General features: G+C 59.9%; 19 protein-coding genes and 1 pseudogene. 9 read left to right on the plus strand and 11 right to left on the minus strand.

Translation table 11 applies throughout. The annotated features are described in order from the left end of the window. The first annotated feature begins 261 nt into the window (after positions 1-261). The 3 genes from NT26_RS23405 to NT26_RS14510 all read left to right on the plus strand — a co-directional run bounded on the left by NT26_RS23405 (position 262) and on the right by NT26_RS14510 (position 2,240). Positions 262-675, plus strand: coding sequence for a hypothetical protein (locus NT26_RS23405; protein ID WP_082077814.1), 414 nt, complete (start codon positions 262-264; stop codon positions 673-675). Between the two features lie 11 nt (positions 676-686). After that, positions 687-1,127, plus strand: a complete 441-nt coding sequence (locus tag NT26_RS14505; RefSeq protein WP_052642212.1) for a hypothetical protein — start codon at positions 687-689, stop codon at positions 1,125-1,127. A gap of 609 nt (positions 1,128-1,736) precedes the next feature. Beyond that, entirely contained in the window at positions 1,737-2,240 is a 504-nt protein-coding gene (locus NT26_RS14510; RefSeq protein WP_065814537.1) for a hypothetical protein, read from the plus strand. Here NT26_RS14510 and NT26_RS14515 read toward each other — a convergent pair. From NT26_RS14515 to NT26_RS14535, 5 genes are all read right to left on the minus strand, one after another. Next, positions 2,208-2,879 (minus strand): response regulator, encoded by a 672-nt coding sequence (locus NT26_RS14515; protein ID WP_052639720.1) that lies wholly within the window; start codon positions 2,877-2,879, stop codon positions 2,208-2,210. The two genes, NT26_RS14510 and NT26_RS14515, sit on opposite strands and share 33 nt — an antisense overlap. Next, positions 2,876-4,237, minus strand: coding sequence for a sensor histidine kinase (locus tag NT26_RS14520; protein WP_342024164.1), 1,362 nt, complete (start codon positions 4,235-4,237; stop codon positions 2,876-2,878). Before NT26_RS14520 ends, NT26_RS14515 begins: the two co-directional genes overlap by 4 nt. A gap of 499 nt (positions 4,238-4,736) precedes the next feature. Then, complete coding sequence (locus tag NT26_RS14525; protein WP_342025636.1) at positions 4,737-5,288, minus strand: TRAP transporter large permease subunit; 552 nt, start codon at positions 5,286-5,288, stop codon at positions 4,737-4,739. A 251-nt stretch (positions 5,289-5,539) separates the two neighbouring features. After that, the gene (locus NT26_RS14530) at positions 5,540-6,907 is read right to left on the minus strand and encodes an ATP-binding protein (protein WP_052639726.1); all 1,368 of its coding nucleotides are present in this window, start codon (positions 6,905-6,907) and stop codon (positions 5,540-5,542) included. After that, the gene (locus NT26_RS14535; RefSeq protein WP_052639728.1) at positions 6,904-7,566 is read right to left on the minus strand and encodes a response regulator transcription factor; all 663 of its coding nucleotides are present in this window, start codon (positions 7,564-7,566) and stop codon (positions 6,904-6,906) included. Before NT26_RS14535 ends, NT26_RS14530 begins: the two co-directional genes overlap by 4 nt. Positions 7,567-7,669: 103 nt before the next feature. Between NT26_RS14535 and dsbD the strand changes: the two genes are divergently transcribed. The 5 genes from dsbD (at position 7,670) to NT26_RS14560 (ending at position 12,486) form a co-directional block, all read left to right on the plus strand. Then, positions 7,670-9,514 (plus strand): protein-disulfide reductase DsbD, encoded by a 1,845-nt coding sequence (gene dsbD, locus NT26_RS14540; protein ID WP_065814538.1) that lies wholly within the window; start codon positions 7,670-7,672, stop codon positions 9,512-9,514. Beyond that, entirely contained in the window at positions 9,511-10,326 is an 816-nt protein-coding gene (locus NT26_RS14545) for a TlpA disulfide reductase family protein (protein WP_052639730.1), read from the plus strand. The genes dsbD and NT26_RS14545 overlap by 4 nt, the downstream gene beginning before the upstream one ends. Further along, positions 10,323-11,018: a L,D-transpeptidase gene (locus tag NT26_RS14550; RefSeq protein WP_052639732.1), complete on the plus strand. Its 696-nt coding sequence runs from the start codon at positions 10,323-10,325 to the stop codon at positions 11,016-11,018. The genes NT26_RS14545 and NT26_RS14550 overlap by 4 nt, the downstream gene beginning before the upstream one ends. A 1-nt stretch (position 11,019) precedes the next feature. After that, entirely contained in the window at positions 11,020-11,631 is a 612-nt protein-coding gene (locus NT26_RS14555; protein WP_052639734.1) for a DsbA family protein, read from the plus strand. Positions 11,632-11,727: 96 nt separating this feature from the next. Beyond that, positions 11,728-12,486 (plus strand): L,D-transpeptidase, encoded by a 759-nt coding sequence (locus NT26_RS14560; RefSeq protein WP_082077709.1) that lies wholly within the window; start codon positions 11,728-11,730, stop codon positions 12,484-12,486. An 84-nt stretch (positions 12,487-12,570) separates the two neighbouring features. On the opposite strand, the pseudogene NT26_RS14565 reads toward NT26_RS14560, so the two are convergent. Further along, positions 12,571-13,695 (minus strand): annotated as a pseudogene (locus tag NT26_RS14565) (IS3 family transposase). Positions 13,696-14,038: 343 nt separating this feature from the next. On the opposite strand from NT26_RS14565, the gene NT26_RS14570 reads away from it, so the two are divergent. After that, entirely contained in the window at positions 14,039-14,863 is an 825-nt protein-coding gene (locus tag NT26_RS14570; protein ID WP_342024172.1) for a glucosamine-6-phosphate deaminase, read from the plus strand. A 171-nt stretch (positions 14,864-15,034) separates the two neighbouring features. On the opposite strand, the gene NT26_RS14575 is transcribed toward NT26_RS14570, so the two are convergent. The 5 genes from NT26_RS14575 to NT26_RS14595 form a co-directional block, all read right to left on the minus strand. Then, complete coding sequence (locus NT26_RS14575; RefSeq protein WP_052639738.1) at positions 15,035-16,321, minus strand: TRAP transporter large permease; 1,287 nt, start codon at positions 16,319-16,321, stop codon at positions 15,035-15,037. Further along, the gene (locus tag NT26_RS14580; RefSeq protein ID WP_052639740.1) at positions 16,318-16,809 is read right to left on the minus strand and encodes a TRAP transporter small permease; all 492 of its coding nucleotides are present in this window, start codon (positions 16,807-16,809) and stop codon (positions 16,318-16,320) included. The genes NT26_RS14575 and NT26_RS14580 overlap by 4 nt, the downstream gene beginning before the upstream one ends. Before the next feature lie 77 nt (positions 16,810-16,886). Continuing rightward, positions 16,887-17,864 (minus strand): C4-dicarboxylate TRAP transporter substrate-binding protein, encoded by a 978-nt coding sequence (locus NT26_RS14585; protein ID WP_244467615.1) that lies wholly within the window; start codon positions 17,862-17,864, stop codon positions 16,887-16,889. 28 nt (positions 17,865-17,892) lie between these two features. Further along, entirely contained in the window at positions 17,893-19,074 is a 1,182-nt protein-coding gene (locus NT26_RS14590; protein ID WP_052639742.1) for an AGE family epimerase/isomerase, read from the minus strand. Then, complete coding sequence (locus NT26_RS14595; RefSeq protein ID WP_244467616.1) at positions 19,074-19,838, minus strand: GntR family transcriptional regulator; 765 nt, start codon at positions 19,836-19,838, stop codon at positions 19,074-19,076. Before NT26_RS14595 ends, NT26_RS14590 begins: the two co-directional genes overlap by 1 nt. Positions 19,839-19,859: the final 21 nt, after the last annotated feature.

The raw sequence follows: 19,859 nt of genomic DNA on the forward strand, positions 1-19,859 counted from the left end.
GGGACCGGTGGATCCGCGGCCGGCTCAGCCAGCGGCTCCGGCTCGGCTTCGACACTCGGGACAGGCGGAACCAGCGCTGGCGGCGGTACCTCCAGCAGTTCTGTTGGGACTGCCGGCAGTGCCGCTGGCGCAGCTCAAGACGACATCAGCAACAAGGACTGCCCTCCGGGCCAGGTCAAGAAGAACGACGGCACCTGCTAACGTGTCTCTGGTTGGCTCCGGTTACCGGAGCCAACTTTTCAGGAGGAGATCATGAAGCTTTTGAGCAAACTATCGAGCCAGCCGCTCGCCTTACCGCTCATCTTGTTCGGCGGCATTGCTGTGGCCGCGACGACGGAGCGGGTGACGCTGGAAGATGGGAGCACATGCACCATCATCCACAGCGATGACAGCGAGGCTGAGGCTACAGGTGGGCTATCCTCGTCCGTGACCGCGGGCGGCGGAAAGGTCACGTCATCGACAACCGTCAATGGGCAAACCAGCACGACTACATCAGGCACCGGATCATCGTCATCCTCCACTGCCGGGTCATCGTCTTCAAGCGGTGCGTCGGCGTCGAGTTCCAGTTCTGCCGGCGGTCAGTCCTTATCCACTGCAAGTGTTGTCCAGCCGGACGGCACCGTTATCACCCGTCGGTCAGACGGGACATGCGACATTACGAAACCGGCAAAGTGAAAGGCATCCTCATGTTTCGCAAAATGCTTGTTACATCTGCAGCAGCAATGGCCATCTTCGCGAGTTCTCCAGCAAATGCGCAGGAGTGTGACGCGGCAGGAACCGTTGGAACAGGTGGAAGCGCCGCGGCTGGCGGAACCTCCGCAAGCACGCTCGGCACTGCCGGGGCCTGCGTCACCGACGACGGCACCACCGCCTCCATCGCATCAGGCGGCAGCGCTGCTGCTGCAGACGGAACAGCACAGAGCCGTACGCAGATCAATGAGAACCCGAACCAGTTGAAAGCGCAGTCCCGCGCCCAGGCGATGGACAAGGGCACCTTCAGCAAGTCCCGGACAAAGACGCGGGTGAGAGATGGCGAACTCGAGAGCACAACCCGCACCATGTCCCATGTGCCCGGTAAAAAGCCTATAATTGATCGCATGGACAGCAGCGTTGCCCTTCCTGACTAGGAAGGAGCGTAGCGCGTTTTCCTAACCCGCTTCGGCGGGTTTCTTTTTGTCGCGAATCCCGCAGGGCCACAAACGGCGTTCCGCGCGCGTCGGCACAGGACGCCGCCTTTTTCGACCTCTTCCTCTACATCCATCAATTCGCCCTCCCGCGGCACGCAGTGCTTGGACGTCTTTCGCAGATGCTCCCGTCTCCTTTGCATCTCTGGTGTGATTGTTCCGATTAAGTTGGGGAGGGCTTCCGGCCTTGGCCCGAAAAAGTCAGACCTTGGTCGGATAGTCCCGCGCAAAGGTCCCAGGGACGCAATGCGCCGGAACGGCAGGCCCCAGCAATCCGTTGCAGCACCAACACAACGGCGCACGCGGAGATCATCATGGAAAACAGCGTCTTTCAGGCTCGATGGCTTCTCATCCCGATTGCCGGTCTCGCCCTGGGCTTCGTGCTTCTTGGCACGGCAGCCGCGTAACGAGATCAACCGATACCTGCGCTGCCCGTCCCTTCCTGCGCAGGCTCCTGCCCCGTCCGTTCCGCAACGGGCGGGGCTTTCTTTTGCCGCAGACGCTGTCTAGATGCTGAACGACCCGTAGGCTGGGACGCGCGAGAGACCGGAGATGAGGACAAGAAGAGAACTATTGCTGTCTGTTGTGCTGACGTCAGCGGCGCTGCTTTCGCCCTACCGCGTGGCCTTCCTGAATCGCGGTCAGAGTTTCACACCCAACGAGGCTGCCGCACAAGGTAACAGTGGCGGGAACGGCGGTGGGAATGGCGGCGGCAATGGCGGTGGGAACGGCGGTGGGAATAGCGGAGGTAGCGGTGGCGGGAACGGCAGCGGCAATGCCGGTGGGAACGGCGGAGGCAATAACGGGGGAAACAGCGGCGGCCGAAGCAGCGAGACGCGGGAAACAGGCCGTGGCACCGCGCCAGATCCATCCCGTCCAGGAAAGGGCGAAGTTGAAGTTCGCACCAACGGTCCCTCGATAACCGTACGCCACCCCAACGGCACCGTCGAGCGGATCGTCCGCAACCGCTACGAGATGCGCGATGCGCGCAACAGGCGGATCGTCAACCGGCGCGCCACCGCTTCAGATCGCGCGCGTCTGAGATCCTTCCGCTGATTCCGCTCGCGTGGCGTCACGCAGCGCGAGCGCCGCTTCCGTCCTGTTGGAGACGTTTAGCTTGGTGAAGATGCGCGTCATGTGATGCTTGATTGTCTTTTCGTGCAGATCGAGCGCGATGGCGATACGTTTGTTGCTGAGCCCGGATGCCACCAGCTTCAGCACTTCCATCTCACGATGAGTGAGGTCGCTAAAAGGATCATGCCTTGGTTCCGACGACCTCGAAAGCGTCTCCACGAGACGTGCCGAAAGACTGGGCGCGATATAGCTCTGGCCGGAGGCGACGGCTTTGACCACTTCCGCCAGTCCTTGCGATCCGATGCCCTTCAGGACATAGCCTTTCGCACCCATCCTGACGGCATTGGCAAGGTCGTCGCCGGCTTCCGAGACCGTCAGCATCACGATCTTCGCGTTTGGCTGCGCCTCGAGCACCGCTTGGATCGCCTTGAGGCCGTTCCCGGGCATGGAGATGTCCATCAGCATCACATCCGGTGCGTCATTTTCGGCGATGGCGACCGCATCATGGCTCGATGCTCCCTCGGCCACGATTTCCAGCCCAGGGGATTCTCCCAGGCTACGAATAACGCCTTCTCTGAAAAGCGGATGATCGTCCACTACCGCGACACGGATGTTCGTCATTGTGTGAATTCTGCTCCCTCGGCTCTTAACGTCATGCAGACGGTTGTTCCGCTTGTCGAACTCTTAAGGCTGAAGTGACCGCCAATGCTCTCGATCCGTTCCCGCAGCCCCGCAATGCCAAGACCCTCGGGCTTCACCTTTTCCACATCGAAGCCCGGACCTTCATCCTCTACTTCCACCGTGATCTCATTGTCATCCAGGGTTTGGCGCACTTTCTGTCCAGCCCCGCCTCCGTGGCGAAAGCCGTTATTTAGGGCCTCTTGAACAAACCTGTAGATGGTGATCTTCGCGGATGGCGAGAGTTCGCACGCGACATCCGACAATCGAAGCGCCACGGGGGAACCTGTTCGTTGAACGTGGGCGTTCACGGCGCGAGTGATCACCTCGTGAAGGTCCCCATTTTCTATGTCAGGAAGGATGAGCCCCCTGCAGATCGCGCGGATCTCTTCCATCGCCTCATGGAGCCGGGCCTTGATCGCCGAAAGCTCGACCTCACGGACAGCGTCTGGTGTATCCGGTGTCACGAGGGTCTTGCTGTCGATCCGAAGTGCGGCATAGGCCACCAGTTGCGCCGGACCGTCGTGCAGGTCAGCACCCAAGCGGCGCAGGTAACTCTCGTTCAGCGCAGTCGCTCTCTGAGATGCACGCTGGGCCCGCCTGTGAAGTTCGCGGTTTTGCTCCAGGAGGTTGGACAATTCGGCGACCCGCTCCGTCAGGGCAGCCTTTTGATCGTCAATGGTCCGGCTCCCCCGAACGACGATGGCGGAGAGAGAGAGAAAGAAAACTGCAACGACCGCAGCCACGGCTGCCCAACTCAGTAGCCTCGCCTCCCACAGGCTTTCCTCGAACCCCTCCGCCACCTCATAAAATTCGGAAACGGCCACGACTTCGCCCGACCACGGTTGCAGGATGGGATTGTAGATCTTCAGGAGCGGTATGCCGGCGGCGCGTTCAGCGATGCTCTCCTCCTCGTCCGGTCGCTCGAATTCGGCAATCAGCTTGCCCGAGAACGCCCGTTGGAGTTCCTCGTTCAGCCCAAAGCGTCGGCCAATCATGCTGGGATCCGTAGCATAGAGAACCGTGCCATCCGCCCGCCACAGACGAAAGGAAATGACGCGGTCTCCCAGCGCTCCCTGTCCGAAGGTCTCGTCCAGCGTGCGGCTTGTAATATCGTCCAAGACCTCGGTGGTCTGAAGATCGGGAAGCAGCGGAGCAATGATGCCGTCCACGTACATTGCCGTGGTGGCCGCCGAGTTTCTGGTAACGGCAGCCTCGATAAGAGTTGTCACCAAAGCGCCCACGACCAGTGCTGCTGCAATGGACACGACGCCGCCGGCCAAAAGAAACCGGCGCGCCAACGACTGCTGTCTCCACCGTTCGATTGTTCGGGACAATCTCTTCTCTCGCCACGATTACAATGCGCAGGAAGTATTGCAGCGCGTAGCAGCGTCAATGGCGGGCGCCTTGGAAGGCGAAGAAGCAGAAATCGGGCACCAATAGGGACAACGCTGATTCACCGGAACGCGAAACAATGTCCGCATGCCGCCGCTATACGGAATCACCTCCCCGATCGGCCGGGAACCGACCCCGCTCCAGTGTTCTTAGTTGGCGAGTGGACGATCTTCCGCTGCCAAATCGGCCGACCTTTCGACGGGACTTCTCTATCTCCGACGTCTCGCTCTCTTGTCGCCAAGAAGTTGGCGGTCGTCTCCGCCCCAATTGTGCACCAGTTCCCCCGCGATGCTGCGGAGGATAAAACCGTGTCGAAGCCTGCGGAATGCCTTTGAAGCTGGTGGGCGTATGCCAGCTAGCGAAGCACGTCCGGTGGCCAGGTGGAGAGGGACGAAAAGACGATGATCAGCAGGATGATGCCGATCTCGGCGATATGGACGGCACCAGTTCCCGCATCAGAGGCGTCAGCCGGATGTTGCCGATCTTCATCAGGATGAACAGGACGACACCCACCGGCGGCGAGATGAGCCCCATTGCAAGCGAGAGGATGATCACCATGGCAGCCTGGATCGGATCGATGCCGAGTTGCATGACCGTGAGCATCACGAGCGGCACGAAGATGAGCAGCGCTGCGCCGATGTCGAGGAACATCCCGAGCACCAGCATCAGGATCATCACGCCGACCAGGAACAGCATCGGGTTGCCCTGGAAGAACGGGGCGGCTGCGGTGACCATGGCGCCGATCCCCAGCAGGTTCAGCGCATAGGACAGCACGGATGCCGCGGCAACGAGAAGGTAGACGGTGGCGCTGGCCCGTGCGGAAACGATCAGCGCGCCCCAGAGGTCGGAAAAGCTGATGGTCCTGAACATGAAGAGCCCGAGTACAACGGCAACGAAGACCACGATACCTCCCCCTTGGGTGGCCGTGAACGCACCCGTTACCATGCCGCCGACGATGCCTGCGTGGCGGTGCTTCTATGGGCGCAGGTCGACCGTTCCCACGATGACCGGACCACGTCTTCGTCGACGACTGCCCCCAATTCCGATGATCCGCCTCAGCCGGTCCGGCGCTGGCACCTGCCAATCCATCGACACCAGGAGGCTGATGATCTTCTGACAGTGATGCAAAGCACCCGCTACCCACTAGTTCGAGAAGTTGTTTGGCAGGGTCTAGCGGGTTGCTTCAACTGGATGCGGGTCTGAGGCGGTCAGGTTAGGAACGAGGCTCTCGCCACGAACCATCGACCGCCTCTCTCGAAGGTAAGGCTGCCGCCGAGACGATCGAGCGCCATCTGGACGATAGAGAGTCCAAGGCCGCTCCCGTGCCCATGGGCCTTCGATCCCCTGAAGAAGCGTTCTGTGACCCGCGCCTCATCGGCAACCGAAATTCCCGGTCCCTGGTCGAGGATCTCGACGACAACCTCGCTTGGTCTCGCGATGACGCGGCACCTGACTTCTGTCCTTTTCGGCGAGTGCTGGATCGCGTTCTCAAGCAGATTTCGGATCACCAGACGGAGCAGGACCCTGTCAGTCTGAAGAACCGCAGGATGCTGGGCTCTATCTGCGAGTTCCATTGCGACGTGAACCTCGTTGGCTGCTAGCTGCGTCTCCAGTTCCGAAGCGATCTCGCCAACGAGGACGGCAACGTCGACTAGCTCGCGTCTGGCGAAGCCCTGTGACGCATCGACGGCGGCAAGATCAATAAGCTGCCGAACCATCCGGCTGGTTCGGTCGACGCTGGTGGAGATGCGGGAGAGGGCCTCGCGCTGGATGGTGGGGTTGTCGGTTCGAAGAGCGACCTGCGCCTGGGTCTTGAGCCCCGCAAGCGGCGTCTTCAGTTCATGCGCGGCATAGGCGGTGAAGCTCCGCTCCCGGTCTCGCGCTTCGGCCACCCGGCCAAACAGGCTGTTCAGTGCCCGGACAACTGGCCGCACTTCCCGCGGAACGGAGCCGGCATCTATGGGATGAAGCTCCGATGCAGAACGGCCAGCAAGTCCTTCAGCGATGCGCGTCAGTGGGGCGAGACCGCGGCTGACGCTCAGCCAGATCAGCCCAGCAAGGATTGGGAGGATAACGACGCCTGGAACGAGAAGCCCCTTGATGACGTCGCCGATCAGCCGGTCTCGGATCTCAAGACTGTCGCCGACCAGCACGCGAACGCCAAGCGTCGGATTGACGACGGCGTAGACGCGCCACCTTTCTCCGTCGATTTCGGTTTCCTCGAAGCCGTCCGTGTGGCTGGCGAGCGAGGTTGCAGGCGCGCTTTCCGAGCGGCTGACGAGGCTGCCCTGAAGCGACCAGATTTGGCAGGAAAGCTGGCGGCTGTAGCTGCCGCCGGCTTCCTTGAATGGCGAAGGGGGAGCATCGGCAGTTGCCGCATTGGCTGCCGCGGAGGGATCGATCTGGTGATCCGTGATCAGCGAACTCACCATGCGTGCCGCCTCCATCAGGCGGGCGTCAAGTACGCGCTCGACCTCGGCCTGGGTGCTGGCGTAGATCCAGGCAGCGGCGAACAGCCACACCGCGCCGGTCGTGGCAATGAGGATCGCAAACAGTCTGATCCGTATGGAGTTCATTCTGCACCCCTCAATCGATAGCCTGCGCCACGCACGGTCTCGATGAAGTTCGCGCCGAGCTTCGAGCGCAGCTTGTGGACGTGAACCTCCACCGTATTGCTCTCGATCTCCTCCTGCCATCCATAAAGCTTCTCCTCGAGATTCGACCGGGACAGGATGACCCCCGGCGTCTCCATCAGCGCCTGCAGGATGACGAACTCCCGCCGCGAGAGGGCGATCGCCGTGCCGGCACGCGACGCAGACATCCGGGCGGGGTCAAGGCTTACGTCTTTCCACTCCAGAAGTCCCGTCGCCCGACCATGCCCACGGCGCACAATGGCGCGCAGCCGCGCAGCAACCTCGTCGAGATCGAAGGGCTTGCCGAGATAGTCGTCGGCTCCGGAATCCAACCCTGCTATTCGGTCGGCAACCTCGTCCTTCGCCGTCAGGAGGAGAACAGGGGTGCGGTCTCCCGATCGACGCATCTTCGCCAGCACGTCGTGTCCCGAACCGTCCGGGAGCATGAGGTCAAGGATAACGGCATCGAATTTGTCGGCCTTGATTGCAGCGTCGGCATCGGCAATCGATGTCACCGCGTCAACCGTAAAGCCGCACATCTGCAACCCAACCTTCAGGCCGTCCAGCAGGATCTCGTCATCTTCAACCACAAGCAGGCGCATTGCATCCTCATTGACTTCACAACCTCCCTGCGCCCGTCACCTTAAGGCTGCCTTAAGGTTGGGACGAGAGACCGCCGCTCCAACTCAAGCAACGGAGCGGATCTTGCGTTTCTTCCTGTCGGTTTCATGTTTCATCACGACCTTGGCCGTGTCGGCGATGGCGTCTGCCATCGAACCGCCACTGCCCATGGATCAGGCATTCCGCATGGAGGCACGACGCGACGGTCCTGACATCGCAATAAGATGGCAGCTTGAGGACGGCTATTATCTCTATCGCGAATACCTGAGCGCAACGGGGGCGGACGGCAAGCCCGTAGAGCTGACAACTCCGCCTGGCATCATCAAGGAAGATCCCGGATACGGAAGCACCGAAGTCTACTATAACTCGACCACGGCAGCGATTGCGGGGCCGGTCAGTGGCTCCTTGACGGTCACCTACCAGGGCTGCCAGGACGGCGGGCTTTGCTATCCTCCTAAAACGGTCGATATCGACACGGCGGGACTTGCGTCCACATGGACATCAAAGACACCTGAACCTCAAGCTGCGCTTCAATCGCAGGCAGCCTTTCCCCTGGTGTCCAAGGCCGCGCCGGAACCCGACGACAATCCTGGCATCCGTATCTCGGACCAGTCTACCAGCGGAGTAGTCGGCTCTCTCCTGAACCGCGGCGGTGTGCTCTTCCTGATCGCCGGCTTTCTGGGTCTCGGCATGTTGCTGGCCTTCACGCCATGCGTCTTTCCCATGTACCCGATCCTGGTCGCGACGCTGTCGAGGGAGGGCGAGAGTCTCCCTGCCGGACGCGGTTTCGCACTGTCACTGACCTACGTCCTTGCTCTTGCGGCGGCATTCAGTCTCTTCGGTGTCGTCGCCGCATGGTGGGGCCAGAGCTTCCAGATCGCCCTGCAGTCGACCACTGCGACCATCGTCGTCGCCGCCATCTTTGTTGCTCTGGCATTTTCGAGCTTCGGACTCTTCGAACTCCAGCTGCCGTCCTTCCTCTCGAACCGGCTTGCGGGGCGCCGCGGTGCCGGAGGTTCATTGGCGTCTTCAGCAGCGCTCGGGTTTTCCTCTGCTTTGGTCATAGGCCCTTGCGTCACGGCTCCGCTTGCGGGCGCACTTCTCTACATTGCGCAGACCGGAGACGTCGTTCTCGGTGCGACGGCCCTGTTTGCGCTCGGCGTCGGGAAGGGCATCCCGCTGATCCTGATGGGGACCTTTGGATCGGGCCTGCTTCCTCGTGCAGGACAGTGGATGGAGCGCGTCCGGCAGGTGTTTGGCTTCCTCTTTCTCGCGACCGCCGTATGGCTCGTGGATCGTCTGTTGCCTGCCGGGACTGGTCTTCTGTTGTGGTCTGTCCTGGCGATTACCTTCGCCGTCTTCGTCGGCGCCTTCGACCAGATCAAGGCCGAGACGGGTGGGACTGCGCGGCTGGCCAAGTCCGCGGGAATGCTGGCCGCGCTCTACGGCGTCATGCTGGGGATTGGGGGACTCTCTGGCGCAACCGATCCTCTAAAGCCTCTTGCAACGATCGCTGTCGCGCGCTCCGGAGACGCCATACCCGCGAAAACGATCGACAAGGGCTCCTTCCAGGCCGTTTCCTCGGCAGCGGAACTGTCCTCGCTCCTGGAGGCCGATGCCACCGGCGCTCCCTCGCTTGTCTACTTCACGGCTGACTGGTGCGTCACATGCCGGGTGATCGAGCGATCGGTCTTTCCGGATCCGACCGTGGCTGACGCGCTGGACGGAGTCCGCCTGATCTCGGTCGAGCTCAGCAAGATAAACAAGGAAAACCAGTCGCTGATGAAGGAGCTTCAGGTCGTCGGGCCGCCGACCATGCTGTTCCTGGATGACAGCAATAGCGAGATCGCCGGCAGCCGCCTCGTGGGCGAGATTACCGCGCAGACCGTCGCGGCTTCCGCGTCAGCCGTCAAGGGTGCGCTTCGATGAATGCGGTGTCCTTCGGTCCCTTCGCGTTCGACACGGAGCGCTTCGCTGCCATCGCGGGCATGATCGTATTCCTTGCCGTGGCGTCCGTTCTTGCTCACCGGGTTGACGACAGGCTCGGCCGCTGGTCGTCTTGGACGGCTCTGGTCGGACTGGCAGCGGCGCGCCTGGGACATGTTCTGCAGCATTCCGGCAGCTTCGCGACAGAGCCGTGGCGTATCCTTGCGGTGTGGCAGGGCGGCTTTTCCTGGAGCGGTGGTGCCGCAGGCGTGGCCCTGATGCTGGTCGTGCTGTTCCTGAGCAGCCGGAAGCTCGCCGGATGGGCCACGGCCAGCGTTGTTGCAGGCGTCGTTGCCACAGCGGCGACCTTGGCATTGACCTCTTCGGGCACCCAGGTTCCGCCTGTCACGTCCAATTTCCATTCCCTCACTGGAGCCGAGACCACGATCGGCAACAACGGTCGTCCTACGGTTTTGAACCTATGGGCGACGTGGTGCCCCCCTTGTCGCCGCGAGCTGCCGATGATGGCGGAACTCGCTGCCAGTACGGCTGACGTCGACTTTGTCTTCGCAAACCAGGGAGAACCTTCGGCAAAGATTGCTGAATACCTCCGCCGCGAGAACCTTGACCTGCCGCAGGCGGTGCTCGATCCGCAGCTTCTGCTCAGCCGCCACTATTCGGCCGTCGGCCTGCCCGCGACACTCTTTCTAGCAGCCGATGGCACGCTTGCCGGCTCCCACCTGGGGGAGATCTCCCGCGAGGTTCTCGCGCAGAAGATCCAGGAACTCATATCTGAAGAAGGAATATCCGAATGACACCTTCCCGAGCGGCCGCTCCGTGGCGACCGTTGACCGCCTCGCTTTTTGTCATGGGCCTGTCTGCCTGCGCGCAGACCGCCCCGGAGCCACCAAAGGTCGAAGGACCAAAAGTGGATCCGTCACTGGCGAGCATGTACGCGCCGATCAAGGATGGGGACGAGACAATTCCTGGGGTCGACGTCTCCAAGATGGATCCGAAGAACGTCCGGCAGGTGGTTGACTACAAGACCGGTTATCCGGCGGGCACGATCGTAGTCGACCCCTATTCCCGGTTTCTCTACCTCGTCATGGAGAACGGCAAGGCAATGCGTTACGGCGTCGGCGTCGCCAAAGCTGGCATGGAGTTCGAGGGCGAGGCTGATATCTCGCGCAAGGCACAGTGGCCGGGCTGGGTGCCCACCCAGAACATGATCAAGCGCGATCCGGAACGCTACGGCCCTTTGGCATCGGGCCTGGAGGGGGGCATCAACAACCCTCTGGGAGCGCGTGCCCTGTACCTCTACCAGGGCGGCAAGGACACGCTCTATCGAATCCACGGGACCAATGAGCCCTGGAGCATTGGCAAGTCTGTCTCGTCCGGCTGCATCAGACTGCTGAACCACGACATCATCGACCTGCACCGCCGTGTCCCGAAGGGATCGAAGGTGGTCGTGCTCGGACCCGAAGAATCAGGAAAAGGAGAAATATGACATGATTACCCGTAGAAACCTGCTCGCCGTCACCGCGGGCACTGCCGCATTGGCTTCCGTCCTCCCGCGCCTGGCCTTCAGCCAGGAAATTACCGAGAAAACCGTCTTCCATGATCCCGACGCACCGGTTCTCGGCAATCCCGAAGGCGACGTCACCGTCGTCGAGTTCTTCGACTACCAGTGCCCCTTCTGCAAGAAGATCCACCCGACGGTCGAGAAGGTCGTTCGTGAGGACGGTAATGTCCGACTCGTGCTGAAGGACTGGCCCGTGTTCGGAGGCGCATCGGTCTTTGCTGCCCAGGCCGTTCTTGGAGCCGCGCAGATCGGCAAGTACGAGCCTGCGATGGAAGCGTTGATGAAGACGACCGGAAAGCTCACGGAAGAAATCGTCGAAAAGACCCTGACAGGCGCGGGCCTTACCATGAAGGAGATTGCGGCCGCCGTGAATGAGCACAGCGCCAAGATCTCCGGCCTGCTCGATCGCAACTACAATCAGGCACTGGCCTTCAACTTCGCGGGGACGCCCTCCTTCGTCATCGGCCGGACGACCTTCGCCGGCGTGCTGGACGAGAAGGGGCTGAAGGAGGCGATCGCGGAGGCCCGCGCGGCCTGATCGGGGGTTCCACGGCCGAGCGGCCCCGTCGTCGCTTAAGGCTGCCGTAAGGCGGGCAGGCTTGGAACCAGCCTGCGATCAACAAAGAATATTAATATGGCCTATGACATTCAGACTGAAAAGAGAACGAACAGCTCAACGGGACGGCGGGTTGGCGCAGGCTTGCCAAGGCGCTCCTTCATCCTTGGTCTAGGCGCAATCGCCGTCTCTGGCTGTGTATCGACCGAGCCGCCACCCGTTGCAACCATCGCCGAACCGCCACCTGCGCCCAGGCCGGTGGTACCGCCCATGTATTATGCGATGCCCAACGAGAGATTTCCGATCCCGGAAGTGGATATCAGCCAGCTACCGCCGCAGTTCTGGCGGACAGAGGTGGACTACCCCACCAACGAGAAGACTGGGACGTTGATCGTAGATACGCCCGCCAAATATCTCTACCACGTCAAGGCAGATGGCCGCGCCATGCGCTACGGGATCGGGGTGGGGCGGGAGGGGTTCGCCTGGGCAGGAGAAGCCATCATGGCTTACAGACGTGAGTGGCCCCGCTGGACACCTCCTGATTCCATGGTCGCGCGTCAACCGGAACTGGAGCCCTACAGCATCGCCAACGGCGGCATGGATCCCGGATTGAAGAATCCACTTGGAGCCCGCGCCCTTTATATCCATGAAAACGGGAAGGATACCCTCTATCGCATCCACGGCACTCCAGAGGCTTTTAGTATCGGGAAGGCCGTTTCCTCAGGTTGCATCCGGCTCATCAATCAGGACGTGATACACCTTCACGACGAGGTTCGTGATGGCAGCCGGATCGTGGTCATCCCGGATCCAACAATGAAGCATCTGCTCGTCGGTTGAATGGAGGCACCCAGCTCGCGGGCGAGCATGGGTAGCGAGGCCAGCGGGGTGAATAGCCCCGAGTTTCGTAGACAACCGTCGGGTCTATGTTTTCTGCACGCGCTCGAACTCAACGGGCGACAGCATCCCGTTTCTGACGTGCTTGCGTTTCGGGTTGTAGAACATTTCGATGTAGTCGAACACGTCCTGACGAGCTTCGTCGCGTGAGCGGTAGACCCTGCGACGTATCCGCTCCCGCTTCAGAAGGTTGAAGAAGCTCTCAGCCACTGTGTTGTCATGGCAATTGCCGCGGCGGCTCATCGAGTGAACCAGATTGTGGTGTTTGAGGAACGAGGCCCAGTCCATGCTGGTGAACTGCGAGCCCTGATCCGAATGGACCAGAACCTGATCCTTTGGCTTGCGTCGCCACACCGCCATGAGCAGCGCCTGCAGCACGACGTCGGTGGTTTTACGGCTCTGCATTGACCAGCCGATCACCCGGCGGGAATAGAGATCGATGACGACGGCGAGATAGGCGAAGCCCTCGCAGGTCCTGATGTAGGTGATATCCGTCACCCAGGCCTTGTCAGGAGCCGTTACGTCAAACTGCCGGTCAAGCGTGTTGTCGACAACGACGGAAGGCCTGCCGCCATAGATGCCGGGACGGCGCTTGTAGCCAATCTGCGCCTTGATCCCGGCAAGCCTTGTCAGACGCGCGACGCGGTTCGGGCAGCACGCTTCGCCCTGGTCGAGCAGATCATCGTGCAGCTTGCGATAGCCGTAAACCTTGCCGCTCTCCTCCCAAGCCTGAAGCAGGAGATCAGTCTGTCGTTTGTCCTCGCTGGCCCGTTTGCTCAACGGGTTCTTCAGCCAGGCGTAGAAGCCGCTCGGGTGTACATGGAGAAGCCGACACATCGTCCGCACCGAGAAGCACAGGCGATGCAGGGCAATGAATGCGTACTTCACTTTGCATCCCTGGCGAAGTACGCGGCCGCTTTTTTAGGATGTCGCGCTCCTCGGTGACGCGAGCCAGTTCCTTCTTCAGTCGCCTAATCTCTTCTGCCGCGTCGTTGCCCTTGGCGTTCGACGCGGCAAACTTCTTCTTCCATTCATAGAGCGAATGCTGGCTGACCCCGAGCCGCTGCGAAACCTCCGCTACGGGGTAGCGCGCTCGGTGATCTGACGCACCGCATCACGCTTGAACTCTTCCGTGAAATTGCCTTTGCCCATGAACGCCTCCTTGCCTCAGTCTTAGGGAAGAAGGCGTCTACAAATCTAGGGGCTATTCAAGTCTCGTTGGTTGCGGGGGCCTGATTGCGCCGAGACTTATAACAGCTCTTACAGGCAGCCCCTCTTTACAAAGCTCGTTGGCTCAGTGTCTGTGCCCACACCTCAACGAGACGTAGTATGTTTATGCAACCTAGCATTCATCCAGATCGTCAGGAGCTCACTGTTTCGTAATCAGCAGAGGACATCCTGCAGTTGGCGATTGCCTTCCGGGCTAACCTGGTCTGTCCCGTTAAAAGTGGGCCTCTTTTGAAATAGGCTATTGAGCCTTAGAGAGGAAGCATGAATGCTCCAGAAGAAGCACAAGTCTAAAGCAAGTCCCGTGAGCACCACTCCCACCGACCGTCCAAAGCCTACCGCGAAGTTCAACCGTAACCGTCTCAGCGTGGAGAAATTTCCGACCCGCGTTGAGATGGGCGCTGCCGCTGCGGCCGACATCATCAGTCACCTCAAAGCGCGCCTTGCAACACAGTCGAAGGTACGGATGATCTTTGCTGCCGCGCCTAGCCAGGCCGAAATGTTGGCGGCGCTAGTCGCAGACGGTAGCATCGATTGGTCCCGTGTCACTGCCTTCCATATGGATGAATATATCGGTCTCGAGCCCGGTTCACCCGCACGCTTTGCGAGGTGGCTGGATGCCAATCTGTTCGAAATGGTTCGATTTGATTGTGTCCATCGCATCGACCCCGGCCCCGCTCCGGAGCTTGAAGCGCGCCGCTATGCCGTGCATTTAGATGAAGCTGCTATAGACGTGGTGTGCCTCGGGATTGGGGTCAATGGGCACATTGCTTTCAACGATCCGCCTGTCGCAGACTTCGATGATCCCTTCGACGTCAAGATAGTCGACCTCGATGAGGTCTGCCGACAACAACAGGTAGATGATGGTTGTTTTCCGGATCTTGGCTCAGTGCCGCAGCAGGCGATCACTCTCACCGTCCCGCGTCTGCTGCGGGCCGGTCGACTGTTCTGCGTCGTTCCAGGTGAGGTCAAACGGACGGCTGTCTCGCGAACCCTCCATGGCCCGATAGATACGGCGTGCCCTGCGAGCATCTTGAAAACGCACAGCGCCTGTACGCTTTACGTCGATGAAGCCTCCTGCCCGGATGATTGATCCGCTCTGGGGCACGTTAGTTTGAGTATACCTAACCCGATTCTGTTTCGTGTCAGATCGGGCTGCTTCTATCGGTCAACGAGACCCGCAACCGGCACGCGGGGTGTCGGCGACAGCCAGCCGCCGAGGCCCAAGGATAGTTTACAGGTCGGGCCGGACATTCCCAATCCTCTACATCAGCCATGCTGGCAGGAAGAGGACAATCTGCGGGAACAGGATCATCGCTATTACCAGCGCCAGGACAGCTGCAGCCAACGGCAGCATCTCGACGGTATATTCCTTGTAAGAACAGCGCAGGATACCGCAAACAGTGAACATTGACACCCCGACCGGGGGTGTCATACCGCCGAAGGTGACCAGCGTCATCATCACCAAACCAAAATGTACCGGATCTATTCCGGCGGCCGTGATTACAGGCACCAGAATCGGCGTCAGGAGCATGACGAGGACCGTCGCTTCGATCAGCATCCCGAGAACGAGCAGGAAGCCCGCGATCACAAACAGGAGCACGGTGGGATTGGAAATGGCGGTAAGCGAGAACTCTGCGATACTTTGCGGGACCCGCTCAAACGTTATCACATAGCCAAAGGCGCCTGAAAACAGGATGATCAGCATGATCATGCCGATGTCGCGCACGCTGCGGATCAGAGCATCAATAAGGGCAGCAACCGTCAGTTCGCGATAGACGACAAAGCCGATGAATAGTGCGTAAGCCACTGCGAAACCGCCGGCTTCCGAGGGGGTAAAGAAGCCAAAGCGAATACCGACTAGAAGCCAGATAGGAAACAGGATTGCCCAGAAGCTGCCCTTGAAGGCAAGCCAGATTTCCCGCGTGGTCGGGAGGCGATCATTCTCAGGCTGGTAACCGCGGCGGTAGGAGATGCCCCAGGTGGCGAACATCAAGACGATCGTCAAGAGTACCCCCGGCACGACGCCCGCGATGAACAGGCGGCCGATGGAGACTTCGCCCAGATATCCGTAGAGGATCAGCCCCAAGCTTGGAGGCAAAGTCGCAGTAATGAGACCGCCGATTGATAGAACAGCTGCGGTAAAACCGCGATGATAGCCCTTTTCGACCATCGGCTCGCCAAGGATCCGCGATTGCATAGCAGCGTCAGCGACCGCAGAGCCAGACACTCCACCCATCAAGGCACTGAGGATGAGGGTCGATTGCGCCAGACCGCCGCGCATCCAGCCTGCAACTGTGGTCGCAAGCGCGACCAGGCGTGGCGTGATACCGGAACTGTTCATCAAATTCCCAAGCAGAATGAACAGGGGTACTGACAACAATGGGAAAGATTGGCTGGCGGCAACGATACGCTGTGCAGCAGTGCTATCGGGGAGAAACACAGACGGCAGCAGAAAATAGGCGGAACCGGCAATGCCAATCGCGAAGGCGACAGGCATTCCGATGCCGATGAGCGCAAGCGCTCCGAACAGAATGAATGTGGAAATCAAAGCGGATACTCCTCGGCATCCATATCCGGCTGCAGGACACCGCTGAACCCTCGGCTAAACAGGCGCCTCAGCGTCGAAATGATAAGCAGCACCGCCCCGACCGGCAGTGCAAGCGTCACGATACCGTAGCTGAGACCGGCTCCACCGAGCTCTCGCGACCAGTTGTTGATTGCAAGGTGAAAGCCGTGCCAGGCAATCCAGACCAGAAAAACCAGAATCAGGACGGTGGAGACGACTGACAGGCTACGGCGAATGCGCTCTGAAACCATGTCCGGCAAAGCCGTCACTCGGATATGCTCGCCATGGCGCATGCACAGGTCCGCGCCGAACATGCAGGTCCAGAGGAGGAACAGCTGGGCGAACTGAGGTGCTGATGTCAGAGGCAGCCCGATCGTACGTCCGATCGCCGCCACCAATACTGCGAGTACCGTCGCTGAGAGCAGCAGAAGTGCGAAAACGGTCTCGACTTTATCGTACAAGCGCCACATGCGAAGTCCTTCGAAAGATTACAAACGTGTTTGAGGGAACGCAGTCTTCGCCAGCGTTCCCTCAAATTCAGGCGCTATTATTTTGGGAGATACGGCTCAAGCGCTTTGCGCGCTTCGACGAGGCCGACCTCTTCATAGACCTTCGCGGTTGCTTCCCGGAACGGCGCCAAGTCAACTTCGTTGAAGGCGACACCAGCTTCTTCCATCATTGCCTGGACTTCGGCAAGCTTGTCGGCCGTCATGCGGGTTGCCTCGTCGCCTGCCGCTTTGAGCTCCTCATCGATGATGGTGCGGATGTCTTCAGGAAGAGAGCTCCACCACTGTTCCGACGTCGCCAGTCCCGTGAACAGCTGAATATGGTTTGTCAGGGCAACATTTGTGCTGACTTCGTGGAGCTTGATACCTGCTGCACCGGTCAACTGTGCTTCGGCGCCGTCGATGGCGCCAAGTTGCAGCGCGGAATAGACCTCCGACCATGCCATAGGCGCAGGTGTCGCCCCCATGGCACTGACGGTAGCAATCCAGCTCGGTGCATCGATTGTGCGCACGCGAACACCGTTCAGATCGGCAGGCTTTTCGATCAGCTTCTTCGTGAACATCTGACGCGTGCCTTGGAACCAGTTGTAGTTCAGAAGGCGCAGCCCGGCATCGTCCGCCAGGGTCTCGACCCATTCATTGTAAACGGGTGAGTCGGTGATGGCAGCATATTGGGTGTAATCGTTTACCAGATAAGGTGCGGAAAGGATGCCGAGCTCCTTCATGAAGGGCGCAAGACGCCCCGCGTCGACGAGGACGGCAATAGGCGCACCGTTGCGGATCTGCTCGAGGACGTCATTGTCTTCGCCCAGTTGCGAGCTTGGGAAGATGGTGACATCAACGCGGCCATCAGTCCTCTCCTCGATCTTCTTCTCCGCGCCTTGCATGGCGATGACCAGAGGATCTGTTACCGGCTGTGAGGTCGAAAGGCTCAGCTGGAACTCCTGTGCCATTGCACCTCCCGCCAGCATCGCCAGCGCTCCAGCCAATGCGGTTGATCTTACGAGTCGGTTCATCATGAGGTTTCCTCCCTTGGTGATGATGAAATCATTGCGAATGATTGCGCTGCAAGTTCCAGAGTCCAGCGCGGACTCCTTCTGTTACAAACAGAAGAACGTGATAGATCAGGCGGCTCAGCGCATTTGATGAGAGAACCGCGCCGGAACCGTCCAACTGGTTAACCCAAGTGATCTTCTCAGCCGCGAAGAAGCGGGAAAAAATCAGGCGCTCCATATCCTGTGCGCGTTCGCCGGCGCCTGGCTGACCTTGCATATGCCGCATGCAGGCAAGCTTCCCCAGTTCAGTCAGCGGCCACAAAAGATGGCTGGTCTCCGTTGGCCTTCCTTCAGCGTCCAACGCATTATAGGGCGCACCCTGCATAGGTCCCCGATCGCTACGGATGCCAGAACGGTCAGCGAAGGCCGACATCCTGGCAGCATGCTCCTTTACGTCCCTATTCCCACCAAGCTCACGATAACGAAGCAGTAGCCAGGCCCATTCATACTGATGGCCGGGCTCCCGTCGACGCCCCACAAGCGATGCCAACGGCGACAAGTCGCCCGAAACGAATTCACGCACGGCTCCAGTCGCGGGGTCGATGAAGAATTTCTCGGCAAGAGCGACATACCGATCAGCCCGCTCCAGCCAGGTTCTATTGCCGATCAATTCGACGGCTTGGAGCAGTGCCTCCAACATGTGCATCTGAGGGTTCTGGGCACGCAGGTCCCCCAGCTGAGGCCTTTGACGGGCCATCTCGTCGTCTTCGAAAAGGGCGCCGGTCTCAGGCTCGGTCAGCGTCTCGATAAATTCCCACAGCTGTGAAATCGTCTGTGCGTCGACGGCGGAAGGATCTGCCTTACGCAAGGTCACAAGAGCGAGAAGAGCAAAGGACTGGTCATAGGCCCGACATAGATTATCGGCTGGAGCAGCGCTTGCACGTCCGTCGCATTCGACTGCGTAACGATAGCCTCCCTCCGAGGAGCGCAGATGAGCCATCATGAAGTCGTTTATGTCTCGTGCAGCCCTCAGAAGCGAGGCGTCACCCGTATGGAGATAGAGATGCGAAAGAGAGAATACCGTCCTTGCATGCGCTAGCGTTGATTTCATCTCCCCGACAACTGCGTGTCCGTCGGAGTCGAGACGCTGCACGACGCCTCCATACTCGCGGTCGCGCGCAAGATCGATCCAGGCCGGTACGAAGTCGGTCGCAAACTTGCTGGCGGTTAACATCAAACCGCCTCCGATTGGCTTGCTTCGAAGAAGTGGGGTAGCGCTTCTGCGATTACAGGAAGGTCGTCGAGGATCTGGCGCAAGTGAGCACGCATCGCCATTTCCGCGGCGTCTGAATTGTGGCTGCTGATCGCATCCACGATCTGTTTATGCTGCTGAAGAAGCTGGTCGCGCGGGAAGTGTCGCGCGTTGAGATATCGCATACGGTCCATTTGTGTTTTGAGAGGCTGAAGAATTTCCCAGCTCTGGCGCTGGCCTGCAGCCTCTGCAAGAAGACGATGAAACTGTTCGTCAAGTGCGAGAAACTTCTGCGGCTCCGGCCCTTCCAGCACCTCTTCCTGAGCGGAGAGATTGGCCTTGAGGTCTTCAAGAAGTTGCTTGCTTGGCTGATTTGCCACCAATCGGACGATATCGGCTTCGACAGCTTCGCGGACGAACCTGGCCGAGGTCACAGCATCGATGCGGATCCGGCTGACATATGTCCCGCGCTGAGGCCTGATCTCAAGAAGGCCCTCCTCAGCGAGCTTGATGAAGGCCTCGCGGACAGGTTGACGGCTCACAGTAAAGAGATTGGCTAGGTCGAGCTCGGATAGGCGGGTGCCAGGCAATAACTCTCCCCGCAATATCCACTCACGAATGATGCGCCACAACTGAGGACCAATCGGCGCCTCTAGCGTCACCCTCGGCGGCACGGGAAATGTAGTCCCAGCTCGTGTGTTCATGATCTTAACTCCACCCGCAGTCAGCTTGTCTTCTACTAGCATACTAGTCAACCCCCTTTCCTG

It is taken from the genome of Pseudorhizobium banfieldiae (genome assembly GCF_000967425.1).
In the GTDB taxonomy this organism is placed as follows: Bacteria; Pseudomonadota; Alphaproteobacteria; order Rhizobiales; family Rhizobiaceae; genus Neorhizobium; species Neorhizobium banfieldiae.

Excerpts from the sequence above, each read along its gene's own strand:
- NT26_RS14595 (WP_244467616.1), bottom strand. The coding sequence starts at position 19,838 with ATGCTAGTAGAAGACAAGCTGACTGCGGGTGGAGTTAAGATCATGAAC.
- NT26_RS14585 (WP_244467615.1), bottom strand. The coding sequence starts at position 17,864 with ATGATGAACCGACTCGTAAGATCAACCGCATTGGCTGGAGCGCTGGCG.
- NT26_RS14590 (WP_052639742.1), bottom strand. The coding sequence starts at position 19,074 with ATGTTAACCGCCAGCAAGTTTGCGACCGACTTCGTACCGGCCTGGATC.
- NT26_RS14550 (WP_052639732.1), top strand. The coding sequence starts at position 10,323 with ATGACACCTTCCCGAGCGGCCGCTCCGTGGCGACCGTTGACCGCCTCG.
- NT26_RS14535 (WP_052639728.1), bottom strand. The coding sequence starts at position 7,566 with ATGCGCCTGCTTGTGGTTGAAGATGACGAGATCCTGCTGGACGGCCTG.
- NT26_RS14505 (WP_052642212.1), top strand. The coding sequence starts at position 687 with ATGTTTCGCAAAATGCTTGTTACATCTGCAGCAGCAATGGCCATCTTC.
- NT26_RS14530 (WP_052639726.1), bottom strand. The coding sequence starts at position 6,907 with ATGAACTCCATACGGATCAGACTGTTTGCGATCCTCATTGCCACGACC.
- NT26_RS14515 (WP_052639720.1), bottom strand. The coding sequence starts at position 2,879 with ATGACGAACATCCGTGTCGCGGTAGTGGACGATCATCCGCTTTTCAGA.
- NT26_RS14580 (WP_052639740.1), bottom strand. The coding sequence starts at position 16,809 with ATGTGGCGCTTGTACGATAAAGTCGAGACCGTTTTCGCACTTCTGCTG.
- NT26_RS14555 (WP_052639734.1), top strand. The coding sequence starts at position 11,020 with ATGATTACCCGTAGAAACCTGCTCGCCGTCACCGCGGGCACTGCCGCA.
- NT26_RS14545 (WP_052639730.1), top strand. The coding sequence starts at position 9,511 with ATGAATGCGGTGTCCTTCGGTCCCTTCGCGTTCGACACGGAGCGCTTC.
- NT26_RS14510 (WP_065814537.1), top strand. The coding sequence starts at position 1,737 with ATGAGGACAAGAAGAGAACTATTGCTGTCTGTTGTGCTGACGTCAGCG.
- NT26_RS14560 (WP_082077709.1), top strand. The coding sequence starts at position 11,728 with ATGGCCTATGACATTCAGACTGAAAAGAGAACGAACAGCTCAACGGGA.
- NT26_RS14570 (WP_342024172.1), top strand. The coding sequence starts at position 14,039 with ATGCTCCAGAAGAAGCACAAGTCTAAAGCAAGTCCCGTGAGCACCACT.